The 24,342-nt window shown below is 52.3% G+C and carries 17 protein-coding genes; 8 read left to right on the forward strand and 9 right to left on the reverse strand.

Annotation, left to right across the window (positions count from 1 at the left end):
- Positions 1–22: 22 nt before the first annotated feature.
- The 3 genes from HG66A1_RS12335 to gyrA form a co-directional block, all read right to left on the reverse strand.
- Positions 23–1,345, reverse strand: a complete 1,323-nt coding sequence (locus tag HG66A1_RS12335; protein ID WP_145184022.1) for a UDP-glucose dehydrogenase family protein — start codon at positions 1,343–1,345, stop codon at positions 23–25.
- A 139-nt stretch (positions 1,346–1,484) separates the two neighbouring features.
- Positions 1,485–2,507, reverse strand: a complete 1,023-nt coding sequence (gene rfbB / locus HG66A1_RS12340; RefSeq protein WP_145184025.1) for a dTDP-glucose 4,6-dehydratase — start codon at positions 2,505–2,507, stop codon at positions 1,485–1,487.
- Between the two features lie 55 nt (positions 2,508–2,562).
- Positions 2,563–5,355 carry a DNA gyrase subunit A gene (gyrA, locus tag HG66A1_RS12345; protein WP_232106812.1) on the reverse strand — a complete coding sequence of 931 codons (2,793 nt, stop codon included), beginning with the start codon at positions 5,353–5,355 and terminating at the stop codon, positions 2,563–2,565.
- A 509-nt stretch (positions 5,356–5,864) separates the two neighbouring features.
- On the opposite strand from gyrA, the gene HG66A1_RS12350 reads away from it, so the two are divergent.
- From HG66A1_RS12350 to HG66A1_RS12360, 4 genes are all read left to right on the forward strand, one after another.
- Positions 5,865–8,096, forward strand: a complete 2,232-nt coding sequence (locus HG66A1_RS12350; RefSeq protein ID WP_145184028.1) for a serine/threonine protein kinase — start codon at positions 5,865–5,867, stop codon at positions 8,094–8,096.
- Between the two features lie 60 nt (positions 8,097–8,156).
- Positions 8,157–9,935 (forward strand): adenylate/guanylate cyclase domain-containing protein, encoded by a 1,779-nt coding sequence (locus tag HG66A1_RS12355; RefSeq protein ID WP_232106813.1) that lies wholly within the window; start codon positions 8,157–8,159, stop codon positions 9,933–9,935.
- 222 nt (positions 9,936–10,157) lie between these two features.
- Positions 10,158–10,319: a hypothetical protein gene (locus HG66A1_RS31970; RefSeq protein WP_187782273.1), complete on the forward strand. Its 162-nt coding sequence runs from the start codon at positions 10,158–10,160 to the stop codon at positions 10,317–10,319.
- Positions 10,320–10,354: 35 nt separating this feature from the next.
- Positions 10,355–10,939 carry a PleD family two-component system response regulator gene (locus HG66A1_RS12360; RefSeq protein WP_145184031.1) on the forward strand — a complete coding sequence of 195 codons (585 nt, stop codon included), beginning with the start codon at positions 10,355–10,357 and terminating at the stop codon, positions 10,937–10,939.
- 166 nt (positions 10,940–11,105) lie between these two features.
- Here HG66A1_RS12360 and HG66A1_RS12365 read toward each other — a convergent pair whose 3' ends face one another.
- The gene (locus HG66A1_RS12365) at positions 11,106–12,761 is read right to left on the reverse strand and encodes a hypothetical protein (RefSeq protein WP_145184033.1); all 1,656 of its coding nucleotides are present in this window, start codon (positions 12,759–12,761) and stop codon (positions 11,106–11,108) included.
- A 534-nt stretch (positions 12,762–13,295) separates the two neighbouring features.
- Complete coding sequence (locus tag HG66A1_RS12370) at positions 13,296–15,788, reverse strand: zinc ribbon domain-containing protein (RefSeq protein ID WP_145184036.1); 2,493 nt, start codon at positions 15,786–15,788, stop codon at positions 13,296–13,298.
- A gap of 337 nt (positions 15,789–16,125) precedes the next feature.
- Between HG66A1_RS12370 and HG66A1_RS12375 the strand changes: the two genes are divergently transcribed.
- From HG66A1_RS12375 to HG66A1_RS12390, 4 genes are all read left to right on the forward strand, one after another.
- A complete protein-coding gene (locus HG66A1_RS12375) occupies positions 16,126–16,632 on the forward strand; it encodes a hypothetical protein (protein WP_145184039.1) in 507 nt (168 codons plus the stop codon).
- 186 nt (positions 16,633–16,818) lie between these two features.
- Complete coding sequence (locus HG66A1_RS12380; protein ID WP_145040238.1) at positions 16,819–17,814, forward strand: M50 family metallopeptidase; 996 nt, start codon at positions 16,819–16,821, stop codon at positions 17,812–17,814.
- Between the two features lie 532 nt (positions 17,815–18,346).
- Entirely contained in the window at positions 18,347–20,005 is a 1,659-nt protein-coding gene (locus HG66A1_RS12385; RefSeq protein WP_145184041.1) for an HD-GYP domain-containing protein, read from the forward strand.
- Positions 20,006–20,074: 69 nt separating this feature from the next.
- A complete protein-coding gene (locus tag HG66A1_RS12390) occupies positions 20,075–20,707 on the forward strand; it encodes a hypothetical protein (protein WP_145184044.1) in 633 nt (210 codons plus the stop codon).
- Between the two features lie 18 nt (positions 20,708–20,725).
- Here the strand turns inward: HG66A1_RS12390 and HG66A1_RS12395 are convergent, their stop codons facing one another.
- The 4 genes from HG66A1_RS12395 to hisS form a co-directional block, all read right to left on the reverse strand.
- Complete coding sequence (locus HG66A1_RS12395; RefSeq protein WP_145184047.1) at positions 20,726–22,012, reverse strand: beta-ketoacyl-[acyl-carrier-protein] synthase family protein; 1,287 nt, start codon at positions 22,010–22,012, stop codon at positions 20,726–20,728.
- A 40-nt stretch (positions 22,013–22,052) separates the two neighbouring features.
- Positions 22,053–22,271 (reverse strand): hypothetical protein, encoded by a 219-nt coding sequence (locus HG66A1_RS12400; RefSeq protein ID WP_145184050.1) that lies wholly within the window; start codon positions 22,269–22,271, stop codon positions 22,053–22,055.
- A 50-nt stretch (positions 22,272–22,321) separates the two neighbouring features.
- Positions 22,322–22,909, reverse strand: coding sequence for an HYExAFE family protein (locus HG66A1_RS12405; RefSeq protein ID WP_145184053.1), 588 nt, complete (start codon positions 22,907–22,909; stop codon positions 22,322–22,324).
- Positions 22,910–23,012: 103 nt separating this feature from the next.
- Entirely contained in the window at positions 23,013–24,335 is a 1,323-nt protein-coding gene (hisS, locus tag HG66A1_RS12410; protein ID WP_232106814.1) for a histidine--tRNA ligase, read from the reverse strand.
- Positions 24,336–24,342 lie beyond the last annotated feature (7 nt).

The following is a 24,342-nucleotide window of genomic DNA, read 5'->3' on the forward strand; positions in this document are numbered from 1 at the left end:
CAAAGTATTTGAGGCATGCCCGTCAATCTAAGTTTTTTTCCGAACTGAGTCCAATGCCAAAGTACTTGATACCTTTGGCTTTCAGCTTTGAGGGCTCGTAGAGGTTGCGTCCGTCAAAGATAACCGGCTGTGTCAGTTTATGTCGGATGTAATCGAAGTCGGCATGCCGGAACTCGTTCCATTCCGTAACGATTACGAGTACATCAGCACCATCCAGCGTGTCGTAATGATGGTCAAAGTATGAGAGTTTATCACCATACTCGGCTTTGACATTTTCCATGGCGACAGGATCGTGAACCTTGATATTGCTGACGCCCGCTTCCAGTAACAGATCGATCAGTACCAGGGCTGGCGCTTCGCGAATATCATCGGTTTTAGGCTTGAAAGCGAGTCCCCAGATGGCGACTGTTTTTCCGGCGAGATCCCCTTCGAAGTAGCGGTTGATCTTGTCGAACAGGACCCGTTTCTGGGCTGTGTTGACTTGATCGACGGCGTTCAGAATTGAGGGTTCCATTTCGCGATCATGGGCCACGGAGATCAGCGCTGAGACGTCTTTGGGGAAACAGGATCCACCATAACCGACTCCCGGAAACAGAAATGAAAAGCCGATCCGCTGATCGTGTCCAATACCGCGTCGCACCTGATTGATATCCGCCCCGACGCGTTCGCAGAGATTGGCCATCTCGTTAATGAAGCTGATTTTGGTTGCCAGCATGCAGTTGGCGACATACTTAGTCATTTCCGCACTCTCGAGTTCCATCGACAGGAATGGGTGTTCGGTTCGTAGAAATGGCTTGTAAAGTTCATGTAAAACGTCAGAAACTTCGGGGCGAGAGACTCCGACTACCACCCGGTCCGGTTTGGAGAAGTCGTCGATCGCTGCTCCTTCTTTGAGAAATTCCGGGTTAGAGGCGACATCGACTTCCCGTCCAGTCAGGGATTTCAGCATTTCTGCCAGCTTGCGGTTTGTACCAACTGGTACTGTACTTTTAATGATGACGACTGCGTCTTCAGCGAGCAGCGGTGCCAGAGATTCTGCTACTTTCCAGATACTGTCCAGATTGGCAGAGCCATCTGCCGTCATTGGCGTTCCCACGGCGATGAAAATACATTTGGAATCAGGGATCACATCAGCATAGCTTGTCGTAAACGTCAAGCGTCCCGCTTTGGTGTTCCGCTTGACCATTTCCTCCAGGCCAGGTTCATAGATCGGGACTTCTCCCGCTTGCAGACGACGGACCTTGGTCTCGTCGATATCAATGCAGGTGACGTAATTTCCACTTTCAGAGAAACAGGTACCCGTGACTAATCCTACGTATCCTGTACCAATTACTGCAATTTTCATTGTCTTAAGAGTCCGTTCGAATGTGGAAGCTGATGCGCACTAAAATTATTAGAGTCGATGCTGGCGGAGATGGAAGTCACCGTCAGAGAGGGTGTGCTGACAACTCCCGTGATAAGGAAGAATAGTTAAACAGGAACTGTTAGGATTTCAGACGGGTTCCGTATTGCTGTTCATAGTATTCGCGATACTTTCCTGTGCGGATCCGGTTTACCCACTCGGGGTTTTCCAGATACCAGTCGATGGTCTCTTTCAGACCTGCCTGAAAGTCCGTTTCCACTTTCCATCCCAGTTCAGATTCCGCTTTGCTGCAGTCGATGGCATAACGCAAATCGTGTCCCGGGCGATCTGTGACGTATTCAATGAGTGATTCCGGCTTGTCCAGCAGTTTGAGAAGCAGTTTTGTGATTTCGATGTTCTGCATCTCAGCGTGACCGCCAAAGTTGTAAACCTGACCGGGCTCACCTTTTCTGAGAGCGGCATCAATTCCCCGGCAATGATCCATCACGTGAATCCAGTCACGTACGTTCGTTCCTTCGCCGTAGATTGGCAGCGATTTGCCTTCCTGGGCGTTGGAGATAAACAGTGGAATCAGTTTTTCCGGAAACTGATAGGGCCCATAGTTGTTTGAGCAGCGAGTGATGATAGCGGGGAAGCCGAACGTATTCACGTAACTGCGGACCAGCAGGTCGGCGGCGGCTTTGGAAGCAGAATAGGGACTGTTCGGTGCGATCGGGGTCTGCTCTGTGAACAGCCCTTCGGGACCGAGACTGCCATAGACTTCGTCAGTGGAGACCTGGACGTACCGGTTGACTTCATGTTTGCGGGCTGCATCGAGCAGAACCTGTGTTCCGACGATGTTAGTCTGGATGAATGGTCCGGAATCCAGAATGCTGCGATCAACGTGTGATTCTGCAGCAAAGTTGATTACGGCGTCGAAGTCAACGGAGTCCAGCAGGGAATTTACCACTTCCGGATCAGTAATGTCCCCTTTGACAAACTGATAGCCGGAGTGCGATTCAAAATCTTTGAGGTTTTCAAGATTGCCGGCATAGGTGAGTTTGTCGAGATTGGTGACTTCGATCTCCGGATACTCAGACAATTGTAAACGGATAAAGTTTGATCCGATAAAACCACATCCGCCTGTTACTAAAATCCGTTTCATGACTGTCTTTGTCCCTCTTTTTAAAGCAAATGAAGATCACGAATTAAGTGAGTGTTTATTCCTGGTCACCAGGGGTGTCTTGAGCGCTGTTGCTTTCGTTTTCCGTTTCCGGAGACTCTGATTCCGTGGCCGTATTCTCTTCAGCGTCGGCGTCCGGAGGCTCGTTTTCTGAGTCGGCTACGATTTCTGCAGGAATTCGGGCCAGGGAGACCAGTTTGTCGTTATCGTCCAGGGTGATTACTCGCACGCCCTGAGTGTTTCGACCGACCTGACTGATTTCGCAGCCTCGAATACGTTGAATTTTCCCACTGCGGGTTACCATCAGAATCTCATCGTCCTCCGCGACAGAGATGATGTCGACCGCCTGACCGTTGCGTGCCGAAGTGCGGATGTCACGAATTCCCTTACCGCCGCGTTTCTGTCGACGATATTGCATACCACTTCGGGTTTCCTGTTCGTCATCAGAATCTTCGTCGGTATCGCTTTCAGCAGTTGAGAGTTCTTCGTCTGTATCGGTCTGCTCGTCCTGATCTTCATCCTCTTCCGAAGCTGGAATGAAGCCGAATGGAGTGCGCTTCCCGTGTCCATTCTCACATACTGTCAGCAGGCAATATCGAGGATCCGCGATGACCATGCCGATCACGTGGCCAGATTTAGACAGCTTAATGCCTTTGACACCGCGGGTATTTCGTCCCATGCTGCGTGCATCCGACTGGGCAAAACGGATTGCCATGCCGTCAGAGGTTGCCAGCAGGAGGTCTTCTCCCGGGGAGACGATCAGAGCTTCGACGAGTTCGTCGTCTTCATCGAGTTTGATCGCAATAATCCCGCCCCGTTGTACCCGGCTGTAAGCGGAAAGCGGCGATTTTTTGATGATACCGTTACGGGTGGCCATGACCAGGAAGCGTTCTTCATCGAATTCCCGGACAGAGACACAGTTGGAAACGGTTTCATCTTCCTGTAGTGAAAGCAGGTTGACCAGTGCCCGGCCTTTGGCGGTGCGGCCCTGCAGCGGCAGATCGTAGACCTTGGACCAGTAAACCCGCCCGCGATTCGTGATGAACAGCAGGTAAGAGTGAGTACTGGCAACGAACAGGTGCTCGATGGGGTCTTCCTCATCGACTTTAGCGCCGCGGATTCCTTTGCCGCCTCTGTTCTGAGCCTGATAAGTATTGAGCTGAGTCCGTTTGATGTAGCCGCGCTGTGAAAGCGTGACGACCATCGGTTCTTCGGCAATCAGATCATCCCGGTTGACGTCAGTCAGTTCTTCGTCACTGATGTCGGTCCGGCGTTTATCTGCATACTTTTCCTGCAGGTGGAGCATATCGTCGCGAATCACCGCGCGGATATGGTCTTCGTCCGAGAGCAGGTACAGGTACTCGGAGATTGCTTTCAGCAGCTCTCGGTGTTCGTCGGCCAGTTTTTCCCGTTCCAGGTTGGCCAGTGAACCGAGCTGCATCGAAACAATGGCTTCGGCCTGATTTGCGGAGAGGGTGTAATATTCGTGAACCCCCTGCTCGTTCTGGTATTCTTTGAATCCCTCTTCACCCAGTGCCCGTTCAATGAGTTTTCCATCGACCTGCATGCCCTGCAGGCTGATTTTGGCTTCGGCACGGCTGGGTGAGTTACGGATGGTTTTGATCACTTCATCAATATCGATCTGAGCGATCATCAGACCTTCGACCGTGTGTTTCCGCTTGCGGGCTTCGGCGAGCAGGAATTCAGTCCGACGACGGATCACGTCGATGCGGTGCAGGATGAACTGCTGGATCAGTTCCTTGATCGAGAGGGTTTCGGGACGGTTCCCGACCAGCGCGAGCAGGATGATACTGAATGTGGTCTGCAGCGGTGAGAACTTAAAGAGCTGCGCAAGCACCACTTCCTTGTCAGCGTCGCGCTTGAGAATGATCTGCAGATGGACTTTCCAGGGGGGCACATTGCGGTCGGTAAGGTCCACAATGCGGGAGATGCCTTTGACCCGGTCGTCGCGGACCAGCAATTCCAGTTTTTCACGAATGCGGTCACGGGTTTCCATGTAAGGGATTTCCGTGATCACAATCACATCGGACTGTTTTTCAGTTTCGAAGTGAGTGCGAGCCCGCAGTGTGATGGTGGAACGTCCGGTGGCGTATCCTTTGCGAATGCCGTAACGACCACAGATGATTCCCCCGGTCGGGAAATCGGGGCCTGGCATGACCTGCAGAATGTCGTCGATGGTCGCGTCAGGATTGTCGATCAGCAGTTTGACGGCTTCGCAGGCCTCACCCATGTTCTGGGGAGGAATACTGGTTGCCATACCGACAGCAATCCCGCTGGAACCGTTAACCAGCAGGTTCGGAAACTTCGAGGGGAGCACGACCGGCTCATCGTTCCGCTGGTCATAAGTCGGCACGAAGTCGACCGTATTCCGGTTGATGTCGTCCAGCATCTCTGCCGCGACGGGGGCCAGCCGGGCTTCGGTATAACGCATGGCTGCGGGAGGCAGACCGGCCAGAGAGCCGAAGTTCCCCTGCTTGTCGATGAGGACATTCCGCATGACCCATTCCTGCCCCAGACGGACCAGGGTAGGATAAATTGAACCGTCCCCGTGGGGGTGATAGTTACCGCTGGTGTCACCGGAAATCTTTGCGCATTTTACCCGGGATGAACTGGCTCCCAGGTTCAGATCGTTCATGGCGACCAGAATACGACGCTGTGAGGGTTTGAGACCATCGCGAGCGTCAGGCAGGGCGCGGCTGATAATTACACTCATCGCATAGGTGAGGTAACTGTCCCGCATTTCATCCTGAATGTCCAGATGCTTGATATTCGGGTCAATATTTGGCTCTTCGCCGTTATCGGTGGCCAATCCTTGTTCTCCTTAAGGAATTCAACTTCAGATGTTGTCTTGCTTTGTAGATCGTATCGAAACTGTTCCGCGCTGATTTCTCAGGAGACTGACAGTCCTGATTCCGGGGAAACAGACACCGTTCATCCTGAGATCAGGGTAACAATTCGGGCAAATTGAAATGAACGCGAGTATCCTTACTGTCGACTGAAAAAAACTGCCTGGCGAAAACTGTTTTTTAGATCAAAACAGAGGTTGAAAAACGAGCCGAAACCCGCAGAATTCATGCGTCTCAACCTGTTACAAATTGTAGCTGGATTCGCCCGATATCACAACTGACAATGCCCCTGAATTTTAAGGTCTGACCAGGGTGAAAAACCTTGATTTTCAATAAGTTACGTTCTCAAATTCATCATTGAGGAGAACATGGACATTGCATAGAATAGATAAACGCAGATCGGCTGTTTTTTGCCCCGTTTTCTGACTCGGATTGCTGTCCGGAAGCCCCCCCTTTTTTCGAAAACTTTTGTATGAATGATCCAGAATCAAAAGATCAGGCAGGCTCCCCCGGCGATTCCAGCCTGGAGAGCCAAAATGTGCAGGCACCTGCAGGGGACCTGGATGATTCACTGCAAAAAACACTGAGGCAGAGCCCCGCTGAGCGTGAGCAGGCGGCCCATCTGAGTAAAGATCGACTGTCACTGCCTGCGAAGGTCCCCGGTTATCTGATGGTTCGTTCTCTAGGGGAAGGATCCTATGGATCGGTCTGGCTGGCACAGGAAGAAAATACCGGGAAGTATGTGGCGATCAAGTTCTATACGTATCGCCGGGGCCTGGACTGGTCGCTGCTGAACCGGGAAGTCGAAAAACTGGCAGAGCTTTATACCTCGCGGAATATTATCAGTCTGCAGGGAGTGGGCTGGAACAGTGATCCCCCCTACTACATGATGGAGTACCTGGAAAACGGATCACTGGCATCGTTTCTGGATGCAGGACCATTGCCGGTTCCTGAGGCCGTCCGCATCGCCAAAACTGTATTACAGGCACTCGTTCATGCGCATGGGAGAGGGATTCTGCACTGCGACCTGAAGCCGGCGAATGTTCTGCTGGATGATAATTATGAGCCCCGAATTTGCGATTTCGGGCAGTCCCGTCTGTCTGACGAACAGAGCCCTTCCCTGGGGACGCTTTATTACATGGCTCCCGAACAGGCAGATCTGCAGGCGGTTCCCGATGCCCGCTGGGACGTCTATGCCCTGGGAGCATTGCTCTATCACATGCTGTCCGGCAAGGCGCCTTACCGGACGCCTGAGAATGAGCAGGCCATTCGCCAGTTGGAGACACTGGAAGAGAAACTCGAAGCCTACCGGGAATTGATTCGCAAAGCCCCCCGCCCTGCGGAACATCGCAAAGTCAAGGGGATCGACCGTCGTCTGATCGATATTATCGATCGATGTCTGGAAACAGATCCCCGCAATCGATTTCCTAATGCGCAGGCCGTTTTGAGCAGTCTTGTCCAGCGTGAGCAGTATCGTGCCCGTCGGCCTTTAATTGCACTGGGAATCATCGGACCTTTATTGCTGGTGCTGGGGGTGATTCCGGTGGCGGGGGCTGCGGTGAATCAGATGGTCTCTCAGTTTCGTGAAAACCTGACAGCGCGGGCGTTGAAGGGAGATCTGATCTCAGCCAACCTGTTGTCACAAAACGTGGAGCACGATCTTCAGGATCGTCAGGTACAGCTGGTAGAATTATCTGAGCGAACTCTGCTGCGTGATATGATGGAAAGAGTACAGGATCCACAGGATGACGAATCCGAGAGCCTGGAGAGCTACGGCGAAATTGCGGAATACCTGCAACACGAGAAAGATCTGGTCGATGAGAAGCGGGAATCTCTGCAGCGGGAAAAAGACGCCAGCTGGTTTTTAACGGATGCGAAAGGGATTCAGGTCTGGCGTGACCCACCCCGTCCGACCATCGGGCAGGACTTCTCTCACCGGGACTACTTTCATGGTCACGGGACCGAATATGAGAAAGGCCATGCACCTGATTCCGTGGAGCCGATTCAGCGTCCATATATCTGCCAGGTCTTTAAAAGTGATGCCTCTAATCAATGGATGGTGGCGGTGGTAGTTCCGATCTGGGATTTGCAACATGAGAGAGTATTGGGGATTCTGGGCCGCACGACCCACCTGGATCAGTTGCTCACAGGTTATGATGAAAGCATTCGCGGCGATTCTGAGAAAATCGGTGACCGGAAAATTGCACTGATTGATAACCGGGATGGAAAGGTGCTGGCTCATCCCCGTATGACCGCTGAAAACCTGCGGCCCCTGAGCCGGGAAGAGGTCGACCAGCTGGTACTCAAAGGTGAGCATTTCGATCAGCTGAAGTTATTTAAACTGACAGAGAAGAAGGAAAATCGGGGACCGTTGCCAGCAGTGATCAGCGATTATCATGATCCGGTAGAGGCGGTCTTTTCCGATGATCCTCAGGATAATCTCTGGCTGGCTGCTTTCGCACCGGTGGGAAATACTGGATGGACGGCTGTCGTTCAGGAACGACGGGGGCTGGCGTTGCGGCCGGTTGTCGAGATGAAACGCTGGTTGATTGAGTACGGGTTGATTGTGCTCGTCACGAGTTGCCTGCTGATCTTTACGGTATGGTATTTCGTAATGCGGGTTTTGACTGAGCGGCGCGGCTGGGACTGGTCTCGTCACCAGTCGGAAAAGAAATCGGATACGGAGACAACGGTTTCGAATTGACGATTTGAGGCGAACCCTCATCGACTCGCGGGGAGATCCTCACAAGCAGGGAGCAGATTTTTGTTGGAACTTTTGATCTATGGAGCCCGTTCCCAGGATTCCAGTCGCATCGGACTGGAGCCGGGACAGGAACTGGTGTTAGGGCGTGCTTCCACTGCCGACATTTCGGTTCCCTGGGATGACCGTATTTCGCGGCGGCATGCCCGCTTGCAGGTGCAGTCCAAACAGGTGCACGTCAGTAAGATTGAGGAAGCAGAAAACGAAATCTTCCTATCGGGTTCCGGGCAGACCGAGTTTCAGCTCGAACCGGGTAACTCGTTTGTTATCGGCTCTACTACATTCCAGCTGGTTGACTCTGTTTCCAGTTTTACTTCACCTCGTGAATCCCCGCTGGAAGAGGTGACATTCAAGCCTCATGAACTTCTAAAAGTAAAGTATCGAGATGCCGATCAGAGAATCGACGTACTCGCGCATCTGCCAGAACTGATTTTAGATGCTCGGAATGATGCAGACCTGTTTCATCGTCTGGTGACGATGCTGCTGTCGGGGGTCAAGCATGCTGACGCGGTGGCTGTCGTGCGGCTCAATGAGGATGACCGGGTCGAAGTTCCCTTCTGGGAGCGTCGACGCCAGGCCCAGGGGGGCTTTCATCCGAGTGGACGTCTGGTGAAAGAAGCTGTTAAAAAGAGCGGGAGCTCGGTGCTTCACGTCTGGGCGGCACGTGAAGAAAAACCGGAACAGGATGATTATACAGCAGTCGCTGAGTTTGACTGGGCATTCTGTACGCCGATTGAAGATGGTCCCGCGGGAAAATGGGGACTGTATGTTGCGGGGGAACTGGACCATCCTTATCAGGCGGGTGGTGGCAGGAGCGGTCTCGATCTCCAGGCGGATGTGAAATTCACCGAACTGGTTGCGGCGATCGTGAAGTCGGTCCGTCGCTTGAATCAGCTGGAACGTCAACAGGCCGGTCTGCGACAGTTCTTTGCTCCTCCGATCCTGACTGCATTGGGAGATAATCTGAATACGGAGATTCTGGAGCCCCGCGAATGTGACGTGACGGTGCTGTTCTGTGACTTGCGAGGATTCAGTCAGCACGCAGAAGACTCTTCTGGCGACCTGATCGGTCTCTTGGGGCGTGTCAGTCAGGCGCTGGGAATTATGACAGCGCATATTCTGGACTTTGGCGGGGTGACAGGAGATTTTCAGGGAGATGCAGCCCTGGGGTTCTGGGGCTGGCCCTTCTCTTCTGATATGGCGCCTCTGGATGCCTGCCGGGCTGCCCTGGCGATTCGTCAGGCCTTTGAACAGATCCGTCAGCAACCCGAACATCCGCTGTCTGATTTTCGAATGGGGATTGGAATTGCCCATGGCCGGGCAGTCGCGGGTAAAATCGGCACCAGCGACCAGGTTAAGGTGACCGTGTTTGGTCCGGTGGTCAATCTGGCCAGCCGCCTGGAAGGTTTGACCAAGCACCTCCGCGTTCCGGTTGTACTGGATGAAGCGACGGCTCAGATCGTGCGGAGTAAACTGGATCGTCGGGAAGGTCGCGTTCGCAAACTTGCTCAGATCCTGCCCTATGGCATGGAGAAATCAGTGCTGGTCAGTGAGCTATTGCCTCCCGAATCGCAGGCGGAAACCCTGACAGAAGAGGAAGTTGCCTGCTACGAACGAGCTGTAGACTGCTTTATTACAGGCGACTGGGAAGAATCGTTTCGTCTGCTCCACGCAATTCCCGCTTCCGACCGGGCCCAGGATTTCCTGTCACTGCAGATTGCCCGTTCAAATCGAGTGGCACCTGCCGACTGGGATGGGACAATCCGCTTCGATTCCAAGTAACTCTTCATTCTCCGAATGCTTTTTGAGGCCAGGCTGGCCCGGTTCCGATTATGCAGCCTGAGCGGAACAGGTTGACTTCGCGCGCAGTTGACTGTTCATTTTTCTCAGAATTTCTAGTCATCTGGCTAAAGTTGACCTATTTTTTAACGACGGGCATCACGGAGATGCGGATGTGATGGGCCTTGTACAATCTGTATTCAGCAGCCTGGAGAGAGTGAAATCATGAGTAACGCAGAATTATTGATCGAACCGGAAGAGGTAACACAGGAAACGGAAAAGCACTGTCAGAGATCCCGGGAAATTGAAATCAATCTTCGTTCTCAGGAGATGCTGCTGGTTTTAAATGAAGTATTTGATTCGATTGTTCCTTCAAGCAAGTCTTAAAAATTGATTTCAATTATCAGTAGTAGGTTCCTCTCATGCTACAAGCATCAGAAAAGTCAAACGCACGCATTTTAGTTATAGATGACGACCCGCTCTTTCGTAATCTGATGGTTTCATTTTTACGGAGAGAGTATTTTGTATCCGTGGCCAGTGATGGCTCGGAAGGTTTTTACAAAGCACTCGAGTATCCACCGGACATAGCCATTGTCGATGTGCAGATGCCGGTGTGGGATGGTTTGCAGACACTGAAAGCATTCCGGTCACACCCTACCCTTTGCAAGACAAAAATCATCATGCTGACCTCAGATGCCAGCAAGGGGACAGTTGTCGCTGCAATTCAGGGTGGTGCGAACGACTACATCATAAAAACCAGCTTCTCTAAAACTGAGCTGCTGGATAAGGTCAGGAAATTCGCTCAGCCGGGATCCGGAAATGTGGCCAACACTCCGAATTCAGCACGCCGTCAGAACTCGGTCACTGCTGTCGTGAGTAGTACTCCGCAGCCTCACCCTGCAGAACAGAGTGCTGGTCGTGCTTCCATTGAAGATCAACTGAGTGATCTTTCACTAGACAAATCAGAGGAAGAGATGCTGGAAGAGATTATGGAAGAGTGGGAGTAATCAGGGCTGATCTGTTCCCGATTGAATTTCAATCTGCAGCTGATCAACCCTGGCCCGCGTGAATGTCCAGGCATCCCTATAAAGAAAACTGAGTATCCAAAGAAAAACCCCGCAGAGCTGACAATGGGCTCCGCGGGGTTTTGTATTATCGGTCATCGATTGTGAATTACAGGGTCTCTTTCGAGAACTTGGCAATCACGTTTCCGATGAATTTGAGAATACCTTTATCGAGTTTGGCTTTGCCGTCGATGACATCGCCTTCGCGTTTCATAACAAAGGTGAAGGTATCGTCTTTGTCGGTGAGCGAGCTGAGCAGCATTTCACGGATTTCGACGTTGCCTTTTTTGTCCCGGACTTTGTTGATCAGTTTCAGCCAGGGCAGCGTTTTCACGTTCAGTTCAATTACATTGGGACTGACTTTTTCCGGAGCAGGCTCTTTGACCTTCTTAGCAGCATCCTTGATGTTCTGAATTGCATCAGGGCCAGCTGCCATCCAGAGTGCCTCGGGAGTGCTGCCGACATAGAGTGCTTCTCCATCACCAAAGAGCTCATAAAACCCGGCCTGGAATTCTTCCCGGATCGTGATTTTGTGGATCTTCAGGTTCTCTTCGTTGACCACATCCACTTCAACGGTCTGCCCTTTCATCAGCGACGGCAGGAGTTCAACAACTTCCTTCAGCTTGGCACCATCGGTAGAACGGATGCCTCCGAGCAGTGCGTATTTGCCGCCGTCAGCAGAGTTGGTATTGATGAAGCCATCGATGAGTGAGGTCTCTTTGCCTGCATCCAGCATCTGAATGATCAGTTCAGAGATTTTTTTGCCGGCTTCTTTCTGCTTGTCGGTCAAATCTTTGTTACTATCAATCCGCTCTTTAATGCTGGGGAGCAGCAGACTGTAGAATGCGGTGATGTTGGCTTTGCGCATTTCATCCAGGGGATGATTGATGCGGCCGTTTAAGATTCCGTCCTGCTTGACTTCGACGTTGGCGAAGTAGCTGGGCTTGGTGGCAAACTGCTTGATGCTTTCATCCAGCGAAGTTCCCTCGATTGCTTTCAGGCTGAAAACGAGACGTCCTTCATTCTGAGCTGCGTCTGTGGTCCAGCCGATGACCATCTTCTGGGCTTCAGCAAAGAGTCGCTCGGCTTCATCCATCTGGTGGGTAAAAGCGAGTTTACGCAGTTCAAAAGCATTGTCGGTTTCATCCCGCTTTTTCTTGATGGCAGCCTGCAGCTGTTCGCGGGTTTTGGTCATGGATTTCTTCCGCAGATCCACGCCTTCTTTTTCATTCGTGATCAGAGCACTGAAATCGTATTCGGCTTTGATCAGTTCCTGGACCCGCTTGAGTGGGTCTTCGATGTTCTCGACCTCATCGAGTTTTTCAGAGATGATCACATATTTCTTGTCCTGCAGATACTGCATGAAACCTTCGAAGAGGTTACCCAGTTTGTATGGGCCTTTACGCTGTTTCTTGGAAGAGATTTCAAAGACTTCCAGGTTATCGCGGAATTCCCCCAGGTCACTAATGGGGAGGATCAGTCGATAGCGCTGCTGCTGATTTTCACCAAGCAGGATGTCGATGCGGAGAGGACGTTGTTTATCAATTCCTTCCAGGAAGGTCGGGATCAACTGTTCGAGGTTGGTCCAGCCTTTTTTGTCGCCTGCCAGATCTAATACCAGATACTTGAGGTCCGCAATCATGCCATCGGCATTAATCTGGACCAGAGAGATATTAGGGGCAGCTTTATTTTCTTGAGCAGTTGCGACGCGCGGGAGTGAGAACGCAACGAATAGAATCAAAGCAAAATGAGCAATGCGGCTCATACATTTCCTCCATGATGTATTTCTGAGGATCTTGGGGATCGATATCTGATTTGCCTGCATCTTCTGCAGGGACCGACAGTAACTGTCATCCCGATTCAACACAGGCTGGTAGCAAATGTTAGTTTATACCAATGGTAATGAATAGGGAACTCTGGTTGAAGAAATAGCTAAAGTCCGAAATCGAAGATTTCTCTGTCGGGTAGACCAGGCGAATCTGGGATAAGAAATACAATGTGTACGTGTGTATTGTCAGGGTCCGGATGGACTAGAGGGTCCACAATAGAAATTCGGCGGTGCTCTGTGAAAATATGAAGGATGTTCAGAAACAAACCCAAAAATTTCCGAACTGAAGCCGACGCCATCGCAGAATCGCTAAGATTCCCCAGCCTTTGAGTTTTCAGGCGACTTTGATTCAGTCTTAACGGGACTGACCAGTCCAGCAGCGGAGGTGCCCTTCTCTGGCTGGGAGTCGGGCAGTCCGCGATATCGCCGGTGTATCCCCTCTGTTTGATCAGGGGTCGTCCTCAGCTGTGATTACAACTTTTTCTCTGGCTCTTTGGCGGGAGGCGTTTCGGGTTGTGAACTACGAGCAGTCTCAATTCCTGTGACCAGTCCCAGGTAGCCTGAGATTCGTTCGGTGGGCGTGTAGTTACTGCCCTGGAGCATTTTGCTGACAGCCGGGATCTGTTTCTGTTCGACAGCGACTGCACCAATTGTATTCAGCATATCCTCACGGAGCACCGGATCTTTAGTCGCAGTCACAAACTGCACAGCCTGACTGAATTGAGACTGATTCAGGAGTCGAGATAACAGTTTGAGGGAGAGTTGCCCCTTCCAGGGTTTCTTCAGGTCAGACTGGTTGATCAGGTGAGCCGCCTGCTCTGGTTTCCCGTTCTTAATCAGGGAAGCGGTCTGACGGAGCAGCTCATCCTCTTTGGAAAGTTTGGGGGCACTGCTGGTCAGGGCTTTACTGATCTGTGATTTCAGATCTTCGTTCTGTGAGCCGACAGATTCCAGAATCACGGCTGGCAGGGTCGTTTCCTGCAGGGCATCTTTGAGGTTAATATTTGAATTTTGTGAGGCAGCCTGCACCAGATTCCAGACTTCCGGAGCCAGGCCTGAGCGGGATGCCTGGGCCAGAAGTGCGATAAGTTTTTCGGACCGTTGTTCACCGGCGGCTTTCAGGCTGCGGAGTTGTTTGTTGTATTCGGTAATGGCCCGGTTGATGCGATCGGAGGTGTCCAGGTTAAAGGTGTCTTTGATCTCGTCCCGGAAATTGAAATTCGTCGTTGCGTTCGATTTTTCTTTGACTGCAGCGAGGCTGGGGGCAGTGGCCTGAATGCTCTGGACTGCATTTTTGAGGTATTGCAGTGCTTCTGCTTTCTTACCTAGCTCTGACTCGGCACAGGCGATCTGCAGATAGGTCTGAGCCAGTTGTTCCAGAGGAGCAGCCTGAGGCAGTCGCATGGAGTTCACTTCTTTGAGGTCTCCCAGAGTAATAGGAGTCGGAACGGGTTGATCCTTGATCAGGCTGATGGCCCGGTCGACAAAGGCCTGTGCGGCCTCTTTCTGATTCAGGCCGACCAGTTCCCGCGCACAGCGGGCCAGCATCATGGCGTTGCCTGTGGGGGAGAGCTTCTGCTCCGCTGGCTGGACCAGGCTTAAATCGGGTTTCCGCTGTTGTTTGACGGCCTGCTCGAGCCGGGAGAGTGACCATTGAGTTACTGCTTCCGTCCGGTCAGCAGAGTCGGAGGCCATGGCTGCCCAGTTCAGGGCGGCTTCCGGATAACCGTGAGTGACGAGAATCATGGTGGTTGCTACCCACTGGGGAGAAGCCCACATGCGGTGCAGGTCAATCAGGGATTCAAAATCATGGTGATTGGCTTCCTGGGCGATCTGCAGGTAAGCCGAGAGTTGTGCCAGATTGCTTTCCGCCTGGTATTTGCGGATGAGATCGGTAGCCAGGTCTTCTTTTCCGGCGGCAATCCAGAAGGCAGCCAGGCGGGAGATCAGGTCTAAGGTATCCCTTCCGCCGTAATCGGGGATCTTCTGGGAGAGTTCAATAGTCTGATCCAGCGTCTCTTTGAGACCGGCCTGATCTTTCTCCTTAAGCTGAATCCAGCCAATTTCGATCAGGGGGAAGATTTTATAAAATGGCAGTGGTGGACTGACGGCGTCAATCCGCTCCATCTGTTCGCGGGCGGCAGGAATGTTTCTGGTAACTGCATAAGCTTCGGCTGCCAGTCGCCGACTGAAAGGTTTGCTGCGATTCCCGCGGTCGCGAGAAAGATTAACAATTTCCTCCAGTGCATTCTGTTTCACTTTGGCCGGATCAACGGACGTCTGCTGGTTCTGAGTTGTCTGTTCTGGCGGATTCAGCGGGTTTTGCGCCAGGGGGTTTCGTTCTTTTTCATCCTGATTGTTGCTGAAATTTTTATTCTTAGCCTCGGAAATGGCCGGGTTTTTAAATGGCTGGGACAGTTCGGAAGCATCTGGAACCTGAGTGAAATACCAGTAGGCACCACCAATGGCTCCCGCAGAAACTACGATGGCACCGATCAGCGGCAGTTTCGAGGGCTTCTTTTCCTTGGGCTTTTCTTCCTCGGTGGATTTGCGTTCCTGCGCATCAGGGTTGGGGACGGTGAAGACGGGGGCCAGACACTCCGGGTTTCGACATTTTACCTCGCGTCCGACGACTTTCTCAGAGGCAAATCCCTGGGTGTCGCACATGGGGCAGACGACACGGAACATCTTTCCCTTGGCAGGTTTGCGTGCCAGTGGGATCACCTTGACGGCTTCCTGTTTTTTCCGTTCCAGTTCAAACGGATCGTCATCGGAAACCGTTTCCCGGCCTCGACGTTTGACGGGCTGCTGAGTTGCAGCGGATTTAGCAGGTGCGGGTTTGTCTTTGGGAGAGGGGCTGCTGGTTTTACCTGAGGACTTCATGGGAGCGCCGCAGGACGGGCACTCGGTGACGTCTTCATCAAGTACTGATGCCCCACAGGACGGGCAGGTTGGCAAATCCATATTTCAATCGTCCGATATATTCTGGTGGTTAATCAATGTCCATGTCTCACCTGTTACGTAATCCGAAAGTCTTCAGAAAGGAAAAATCAAAACGCAACAGTTGGATTGTGATCAGAAAGGAATCATAGTTAACTGTTTAGAAAACAGAAAGCTAAGTATCATTGTATACATTGAATAACCTCCTCTTCAAGGAATATTCAATGAACGCCGATGAATGTCGGATCTTCAGAAATGAGAAAAACTTCTGACAGAGACTGTTAACGCAAAAGCAGCGCTGCGATCCACAGTCATTCGAACATAACACACCACTACCACTTCAGGAACGGGACAGAGAATCATGGATTTACAGGTCGAGCAGGTTGTCACTCAGCTGGAACAGGAATTACGTGAACAGAATTCTGTTTCCGGTGTGCTGGATCTGCTGCTGGCCCAGCTGAAGGGGCGGGCCGCTGGTCTCTGGCGGTGTGCCGACGGGAATCTGCTGCAGGTAGGCTTTCGTGCAGTACCGGAAATGAATCTGCAGGTGCAACAGGATTTTGCCGCTCTGACGAAAGAAGTTTCACTGGAAAATAAAGGGTTAGGCATCGTCAAGGCGGTGCTGGATCGTCAGCCTGCGATTGGAACTCTGAGCAGTACGGAGTCAGGATTACCAGGGTCTTCCGAGTGGCTGGTCAAGTTCGGAGCACAACAATCATATGCGATACCCGTCATCGAGGACGATGAGGTCACAGGAGTTCTGGCAATTTCCACAGACTGTATTCATCAGGCAGGCGATGCCGAGTGGGAAATTCAGACTCAGATTGCGAACCGAATCGGTGAGAAAAAACTTTTGGGGATGCTTTGAACCTGTGAATTGAGTATGATTTCGTTACAGAAAAAGGGAGTGGAATTGTCAGGAGATTTCCTGATGTATATAACATGTGGAGTGGAAACAGGAGTTTCCCTGCTCTACCGTTCTACGTACCCGGTCATTCTGAGCTCAGCATTAGCTGAAGGACGTTTGTGATTCTCTGCAACAGGTCATGGTAAGATGAGTCGATCGAATCCTTTGCACTGGTCATTTCCCATTGGATCCTGGTTTTTGACTCAGGTGCGTGTCAGCATTTTTCTGCCGGTCGTCCTGCTCGTCTTCTGGTCACATTACTCTCTGGGACTGGGATTTGCTTTATTCGGCGTTCTGTTCATCAGCGTCTTCCTGCATGAAATGGGGCACGTGGTTGCCTGTCGGATGATGGGAGGCGAAGCCGATCAGATCATGCTCTGGCCCCTGGGAGGCCTGGTACCCTGCAGCCCTGCCCGTACTGATGCCTCACGCATCGTCACCGTTCTGGGCGGGCCGCTGGTGAATCTGCTGTTATGTGCGATTACGCTGCCGGCTGTAATCTGGTCCGGACAGATGTCAGAATCGCTCAACCCGATCAAGCTTCCGACTGTCGATCTGAGTAACAATCTGGGGCAGGCAATGCTTTTGATGGTGTTCAGCATCAACTGGCTCCTGCTGCTGGTAAACCTGATTCCGGTACTTCCCCTGGATGGTGGTAAAGTGCTGCAGATCATCCTCTCCCGCCGCTTTGATGAAACTGTGCTGCATATGGTGATGCTGAACGTCAGTTTTCTGGTCGGGGGGCTGGGAATGGTGATTGGCCTCTGCACCCATACCGTCTGGGTGGTCTTTTTCGGAGCGTTGCTGTTAATGCTGAACCTGCTGGAATTTGCTGCCGGCCATCGAGAGGAAGCCTTCGACGATTCCATTTTCGGCTACGATTTCTCACAAGGCTATACCAGCCTGGAACGTTCGAGTCCGGAACCTTCAGAGCAGAAAGTTGGTTTCTTCCAGAAGTGGCGGGAGAAACGAAAACTGCAGAAACGGATGCGGGAACGTGAAAAAGAACGGGATGCAGAAAAGCAGCTGGATCTCCTGCTGAATAAGGTTCATGAATTCGGTCTGGATTCCTTAACCCCCAAGGAGCGTCAGCAGTTAAATCAGGTGAGTGCCCGCTATCGCAAGAGCAATTCCGACCCCTAGAATCAGGCGGATTTGCACTCAAACGGTGTTTCATTTTCACTTTCCACCGAAAATCACCGAAATTTACTTAACTGGTGAATCATTTTGCTGGTCTGGCCTGACAATGCACACATCTGGCAGAATCCGCAGCATCGTGCTTAACTGATGTTGTTTTACTTCAGTCAGCTCCGTCTGGTGGTGAACAGGAATGAGATGCGTCTCTCCCTGGCAGAAAGACGGGGATTCATGCTGGATTGTTCCTAACTGTCATGAAAACAAGGCGATACAACCAGAGTAAAGGACCCGTTACTCTTTATATCCAGTTTGATATCTGGTTGTTGACGAAGTTAACTTCAGAAAACCTTGAATTTGTTCACTAGAACCTGCGTTTGCCGATATTTGCGGTGTAAACTGCAGTTTTCGGGGCGAAAACTGCAGTTTCCTGAAAAGTGACACAAATACAGGTCCTGATTTCAAATCTGATTTGCGGCCATTCGTCTGCGAACTAACTTTCTATAGGGAATAACTCCTCTAGAAAGCAGGAAAATGACTTATGGTCTCGGGAACAATTGATTCATTCAAGAAACTGTCCAACTTCAGCAAGTGTGGTGGCGCATGGGATCTGGAAATCCATCAGGATACCAAGGTGGAATTGTCCAACGATCGCATGCAGCGCATTTCAGAATTGACGGGCCTGTCAATGTTCTGTTTCGACGCCAGGGTTCAAAGGCTGGTCGGGCGGACTCACACGCGCTCCCTGCCCTTTTTTCCGATCGACGTCTTAAACCAGCTCGGTGAGATTCAGGGACTGACCCTGGTCGAGAATACAAACGGGTTGACCCATTATCTGTTTCCCCTCTTCGAGGATAGCGAACACAAATATGTTGCCGCCGGTTTTGTGTTTCAGAAAGAGAAACGCAAACTGACGGAAATGGTAATGTCAGCTGTGGAGAGGAACTGGTCTTCCGAGGAACTGGATACCTGGCTCGAAGGGCAGCGGATACTGGATGTGAAATCGCTGCATGCCCTGCTGAGTCTGGCCATCATGCATCTGGATGAAGAACAGCAGCTGGATGAATTGAACGAGGAAGTCGATAATCTGTCCGAATGTCTGGATGAGACGTTTGAAGAAATCAGCCTGCTGCACGAAGTGGCGCAGCATTTGAAGATTTCTGAAAGTCCCGAGAAGCTGGGAGAGCTCTGTCTGGAGCGGATCGGCAATCTGATCGAAGCGGAAACAAATATTATCTGGTTCGAAGGACAGGGACACACGTCCCGATTCATGTCTGAGAGCCAGACTGAATTTGATGAACTCAAACTGGCTCGGCTGGTCGCACAGTTTGATGGGTTTGACTTCAATCAGCCTCTGGTGATCAATCACGTGGACAGTTCCCTGCTCTCGCTGGAATTTCCGGATCTGCATAATCTGGTGCTGGTGCCGATTACTGATGGCTCTCATTCTTACGGATGGATTCTGAGCTGTAATCTTCTCAAGAGCGAAGAGTATGGCACGATTCAGGCCAGTCTGTTGAATTCGGTGGCTTCATTCCTGGGAACGCACCTGCGTAACATCGACCTGTATGCGCAACAGGAAGAGCTGATGCTCAGCTTTGTGAAATCGTTCATCTCCACTCTGGATGCGAAAGATCCTTACACACGCGGTCATAGCGAGCGCGTGGCCCTGATCGCACAGCAACTGGCGAAACAACTGGGTTATACGGGAGAATTCATCCACGATATCTATCTCTCCGGTCTGTTGCACGACATCGGGAAAATCGGCGTGGATGACCGCATCCTCCGCAAGGAAGGCCGTTTGACCGATGAGGAATTCCTCCAGATTCAGAAACATCCGATGATCGGATACAAGATTCTCTCTGGTATCAAAAAGCTCAAAAACATTCTGCCGGGGATCCGTAATCACCATGAGCAGATCGACGGCCGGGGTTATCCCGATGGTTTGACCGGAGACGATATTCCGCTGATGGCGCGGATTATTGCTGTCGCGGATGCCTATGATGCGATGGGCAGTGATCGTCCCTACCGCAACGGCATGCCTCTGGAGCGACTCGAAGCGATTTTCCGTGAAGGGAAAGGGATCCAGTGGGATGCTGCCGTGATCGACGCTTATTTTGAGATCCGTGATGAAATTACTCAGCTCTCGCAGAAATACAATCTGGAATCTGCTGAGCAGCTGGAACTGACGGTCAGTTGATGGACTGACTTTCGCTGAATGATTAGGATGAGTGCATCACCTTATTCTGTCTTCATGCGGGAGTCTTTCATGTCAGCTGTCCTACCTCAGAATCTCTGGAAGCACATCGTCTTCCTGGTTTGCCTGTTCCCTGGCCTGTCGGGCTGTGGTTCTGGTGAATCTGATGCTCCTGCCGATCTGCCTGTTCCCGAAGCGGCTCCCCTCAGTTCTGCTCAAAGTGCTGCGACTGACGCTTCACACTCTGAGGCCGGCGAAAAAGTCTTTGACGGGATTCAGTTCGACGTGCCCGTCGGCTGGCAGCAGATCCCGTTGTCTCCAGCACAACAGGGGATGATCTCAGCCAGCTTTCAGATTCCCAAAGCGGGACCGGATGTAAAGCTCACTCTCTCTTCGGTCGGCGGTGGCATAGAGGCCAACCTGCAGCGCTGGCGAGGGCAGTTCCAGTTACCTCCGGGTGAAGAGCCGCTTGAGAAGACTGTCCGCGTAGATGACGTGGAAGCGATCTGGCTCGATCTTCGTGGTACCTTTGATACCGGACCGGCTCTGAACGGGACAGCGGAAGCGGGCATGCGGATGATTGGCGTGGCAATCCCCCGCAGTCCTCGTGATTTTTACCTCAAGCTGACTGGTCCTCGGGAACAGCTGCTGAAAGCAGAGCCTGAGTTCGAAGCGTTTTTGAAATCGGCTCGTTTCAAACAGTAACTCTGTAGCTACGAGAGATTATCGGTCGCTGTCCCATTTACGGACCAGGCCGGCTGACAGGTGGCCTCCAAATCCAAAAGAGAGTTTGAGGGCCGTACTGATTTCCCGTGATGCTGCAACCTGGGGTGTGTAATTGAGTGGGCACTCTGGATCGGGATTTTCCAGGTTCAGTGTGGGGGGAACGATTCCGTCCCGCATGGCGAGCAGCGTCAGCGCCAGTTCTACGCTCCCTGCTGCTCCGAGGAGATGTCCCATGCCCCCTTTCAGGCTGGAACAGGCAAGTGCAGCGGAGTGGGGGCCGAATGCTTTCTGTAAAGCATGCGTTTCATAGACATCGTTGATTTGAGTTCCGGTGCCGTGGAGATTGACATAGTCGACTTCCTCGTGAGCCACTCCGGCCCGATCCAGTGTGACGTTAATCAGGTGTGACAGGCTCTCTGCCCGGGGATCGAACTGCATCAAATGTGTGGAATCCGCGCCGAGGCCTCCGGTCAGCCATTCTGCATAGGGAGTCACGTTACGTTTCTGTGCCTGCTCCAGTGACTCGAGTACCAGGATGCCGGCCCCTTCTCCGACGACAAAGCCGTTACGTCTGACATCATAGGGACGGCAAGCTTGTGATGGGTGATCGAACTGCGATGCCAGCACACCCATGCGATGAAACGAGGCCAGAACGGCGGGCAGGAGTGAGGCATCAGTACTGCCCGCGAGAACCGTGTCACAGACTCCATCCTGAATCAGTTCGGCGCCGCGCATGATGCTTGAGAAGCCGGTAGCGCAGGCTGAGACCGGGGTCAGGGCTGCGGCCTGGAGGTTAAAGTGGGCGGCGAAGGAGTGACTGGCTGCGCCCGCGAAACACTGCAGCCAGAGATCCGGGGGAACCTGCTCTGCAACAGATGCATCCTGGTGTGAGAGCGCGGCCAGTTGTGCGAAACTGGCCATGCCCCCTTTACTGGATCCGATGACACACCCGGTGGTCTCCCGGTTGAGGTGGTTCAAGTCCAGGCCGGCATCCTCAAATGCTTCGGTGCCTGCCTGCAGTGCGAGGGTTAGAGAGGGCTCAGTCTGCAGGGGAGTCGAGCTGCTTAACGAAGCACTGGAGAGACTGGGGTCGGGAATGATTCCCCCTGCCAAGGGACGCTTCAGTTGCTGGGATAAGGCATCCAACGGCTGGATCGCAGAAACGCCGGAGCAGATTCCCTGCCAGGAAGCTTCCCGGCCAACGGCGTACGGGGTGATCAGTCCGATGCCCGTGATGACGACCCTGCGGGGCTCAGGCTCAGATACTGTAGACAGTGGTCGCATGAAAACGTGAGGGCTGAGTGTGAATGAAATCGAAGAGTGATCAGACGCGATGGCTGGTGCGACAGACGGCGAACAGAGCGGCTCCAATCAGGGCCGCTACGATCAGGTATTCCACGATCGAGGTCTGAGACTGGACGATCGCTCCCCCCTTGCGTTCCTCCTCCTGGGCCAGGACGGTCGTCACTGAAAACAGCGTCGTACAGGCAAAGGCGGTCAGAGCGGAAAAGAGGCGGGATGTGAATCGCGTGCGTATGTTCATAACGTCATTCTGAGAGTCTGGTAAAAGTGTCTGTCGGTCGCCTGATTGTATCAGCCTGAAGTCGAATCTGCATCTGGAAAACCGCATTCCTCTCTATTTTCCCCGGTTAATTCTGCGGGTTCTGAGCCCTGGATAAGCGTTTCTACAGGTTGTCGGAGCTGCTGGAAATCCTGCTGATGCAGATAAACGGTCTGCCAGCTGTCGGAACGAGGTTTCATTTTGTCCTGATAGGCGTCGACCGGAACCAGGTAGAATGCGTACAGATTCTCTTTAAATTCATATACCTTCTCCAGGTTGTTGGAAATTGAGTCGGGGGGCAGCTGATAGGCAAAGACCAGACTGGAGATAAAGCCTTCTCCGAACAGTTCCTGCCACTGGAAGAGCCCCCTGATATCCTCTCGGGTGGCCCAACTTTCCCAGCGACGACTACGCGTGGGGGCGTCAAAGATCTCGGTGCGTCCCTTGACGTCAATCAGCAGGTTGGGCCCCTGCGATGAATAGACGATAAAGTCCAGTGATTTGATTGACGCCTCCTGGGCCAGTGCCCGGCGTTTTTCATCCACGGCGACGTACGGAATTTTCTGGGAGCGGAGGTAATCCTCAAAGGCGGATTCGTAGTGATTCCTGCGAATGACCATGCTGATCCTCATCTGAAAACGATCTGGTTACTGATCAAATGGTACCAATGACTGGTGGTACTGTAAATATCTATAGATCAGTCTGTTTTCAGAATGAAGGGGTTCAGGCGAGGATTTTCTGGATCACGTCCAGCAGTTCTTCTTCTTTGACGGCGGTTTGCGTACCGGCCTGCATGTCCTTGACCTGCCAGAGCTGGTTTTCGAATTCGTCTGAGCCAGCCACGATGACGATTTTGAAGCCGTGACGGTTGGCATATTTGAACTGTTTCTTGATCGCCTTGGTATCCGGATAGACTTCCACATTCAAGCCCGCCTGACGCAGATCACGGCCCAGACGCAGGTATTCGGGGGTGAAAGCGGCGTCCATTTGTGTCACCAGAATCGGTGCGGGAGTAGAAACCTCGCTTAGCAGATTCAGTTCCTGCATCGCGGCGAGCAGACGGTCCAGTCCGAGGCTGGCACCGACGCCGGGCAGTTCCTGAGTGGTAAACAGCTCAGCGAGGTTATCGTAGCGTCCCCCCGAACAGACACTGCCGATCCCGGGCATCTGATCAAGGAAGGTTTCATAAATCGTGCCGGTATAGTAATCGAGGCCACGGGCAATGGACGTATCCAGTACCACCCGTTCGGCAGGAATCCCCGCCCGCTCTACTGCGGTAAACAGTTCACGAAGATTGAGTACGCCCTGCGTACCACGCTCGTTTCCTTTGAGCTGTGATTCGAGTGAGTCCAGAATTTCTGCAGTCGTTCCCTGAGCGGTCATTAGTGCCAGAATCTGTTCGGCCTGCTGTTGAGTCAGTCCCCCCTGCTCCTGCATTTCCTGAATGACGGCTTCCGGGCTGCTTTTGGCCAGCTTATCGAGGGCGCGCAGGACGGCTGCCGACTGCGATTCCAGGTTGTGCAACTGCAGCAGTCCATTGAGAATCATGCGATTATTAATGCGGATTTTGAAATCGGTGAAGCCGATCTTCAGCATCAGATCGTGAATGATGAACAGCGTTTCGATGTCCGCGGCATTGGACTTGGTACCGATGGTATCGAAATCGCACTGGACGAATTCGCGGTAGCGTCCTTTTTGCGGATTCTCTCCCCGCCAGACGGTGCCGACGTGATAGCGTTTGAACGGGGTGCCGAGCTCGTTGATGTTCTGCGCGGAGAAACGGGCGAAAGGAACTGTCAGGTCGAACCGCATGGCAACGTCGCGGTTCCCCTGTTCGAAACGGAACATCTGCTTGTCCGATTCTTCTCCCCCTTTGCCGGTCAGGACTTCGGTGTATTCCAGAGCCGGTGTGTCAATCGGGCTGAAGCCATAGCTGCGATAGACGGACTTGGCTGTCTCGATCAGCTGTTCGCGGGGAATCATGGCTGAGGGGAGATAGTCGCGGAACCCTTTGAGCGTACGTGGGGTAATTAATGGTTTATTCACAGTATCG

This window comes from Gimesia chilikensis, from assembly GCF_007744075.1.
GTDB classification, from domain to species: Bacteria; Planctomycetota; Planctomycetia; order Planctomycetales; family Planctomycetaceae; genus Gimesia; species Gimesia chilikensis_A.

Excerpts from the sequence above, each read along its gene's own strand:
- HG66A1_RS12405 (WP_145184053.1), bottom strand. The coding sequence starts at position 22,909 with ATGGTCATTCGCAGGAATCACTACGAATCCGCCTTTGAGGATTACCTC.
- rfbB (WP_145184025.1), bottom strand. The coding sequence starts at position 2,507 with ATGAAACGGATTTTAGTAACAGGCGGATGTGGTTTTATCGGATCAAAC.
- HG66A1_RS12380 (WP_145040238.1), top strand. The coding sequence starts at position 16,819 with ATGAGTCGATCGAATCCTTTGCACTGGTCATTTCCCATTGGATCCTGG.
- HG66A1_RS31970 (WP_187782273.1), top strand. The coding sequence starts at position 10,158 with ATGAGTAACGCAGAATTATTGATCGAACCGGAAGAGGTAACACAGGAA.
- HG66A1_RS12350 (WP_145184028.1), top strand. The coding sequence starts at position 5,865 with ATGAATGATCCAGAATCAAAAGATCAGGCAGGCTCCCCCGGCGATTCC.
- HG66A1_RS12360 (WP_145184031.1), top strand. The coding sequence starts at position 10,355 with ATGCTACAAGCATCAGAAAAGTCAAACGCACGCATTTTAGTTATAGAT.
- HG66A1_RS12370 (WP_145184036.1), bottom strand. The coding sequence starts at position 15,788 with ATGGATTTGCCAACCTGCCCGTCCTGTGGGGCATCAGTACTTGATGAA.
- HG66A1_RS12375 (WP_145184039.1), top strand. The coding sequence starts at position 16,126 with ATGGATTTACAGGTCGAGCAGGTTGTCACTCAGCTGGAACAGGAATTA.
- HG66A1_RS12335 (WP_145184022.1), bottom strand. The coding sequence starts at position 1,345 with ATGAAAATTGCAGTAATTGGTACAGGATACGTAGGATTAGTCACGGGT.
- HG66A1_RS12395 (WP_145184047.1), bottom strand. The coding sequence starts at position 22,012 with ATGCGACCACTGTCTACAGTATCTGAGCCTGAGCCCCGCAGGGTCGTC.
- HG66A1_RS12390 (WP_145184044.1), top strand. The coding sequence starts at position 20,075 with ATGTCAGCTGTCCTACCTCAGAATCTCTGGAAGCACATCGTCTTCCTG.
- HG66A1_RS12365 (WP_145184033.1), bottom strand. The coding sequence starts at position 12,761 with ATGAGCCGCATTGCTCATTTTGCTTTGATTCTATTCGTTGCGTTCTCA.
- HG66A1_RS12385 (WP_145184041.1), top strand. The coding sequence starts at position 18,347 with ATGGTCTCGGGAACAATTGATTCATTCAAGAAACTGTCCAACTTCAGC.
- HG66A1_RS12400 (WP_145184050.1), bottom strand. The coding sequence starts at position 22,271 with ATGAACATACGCACGCGATTCACATCCCGCCTCTTTTCCGCTCTGACC.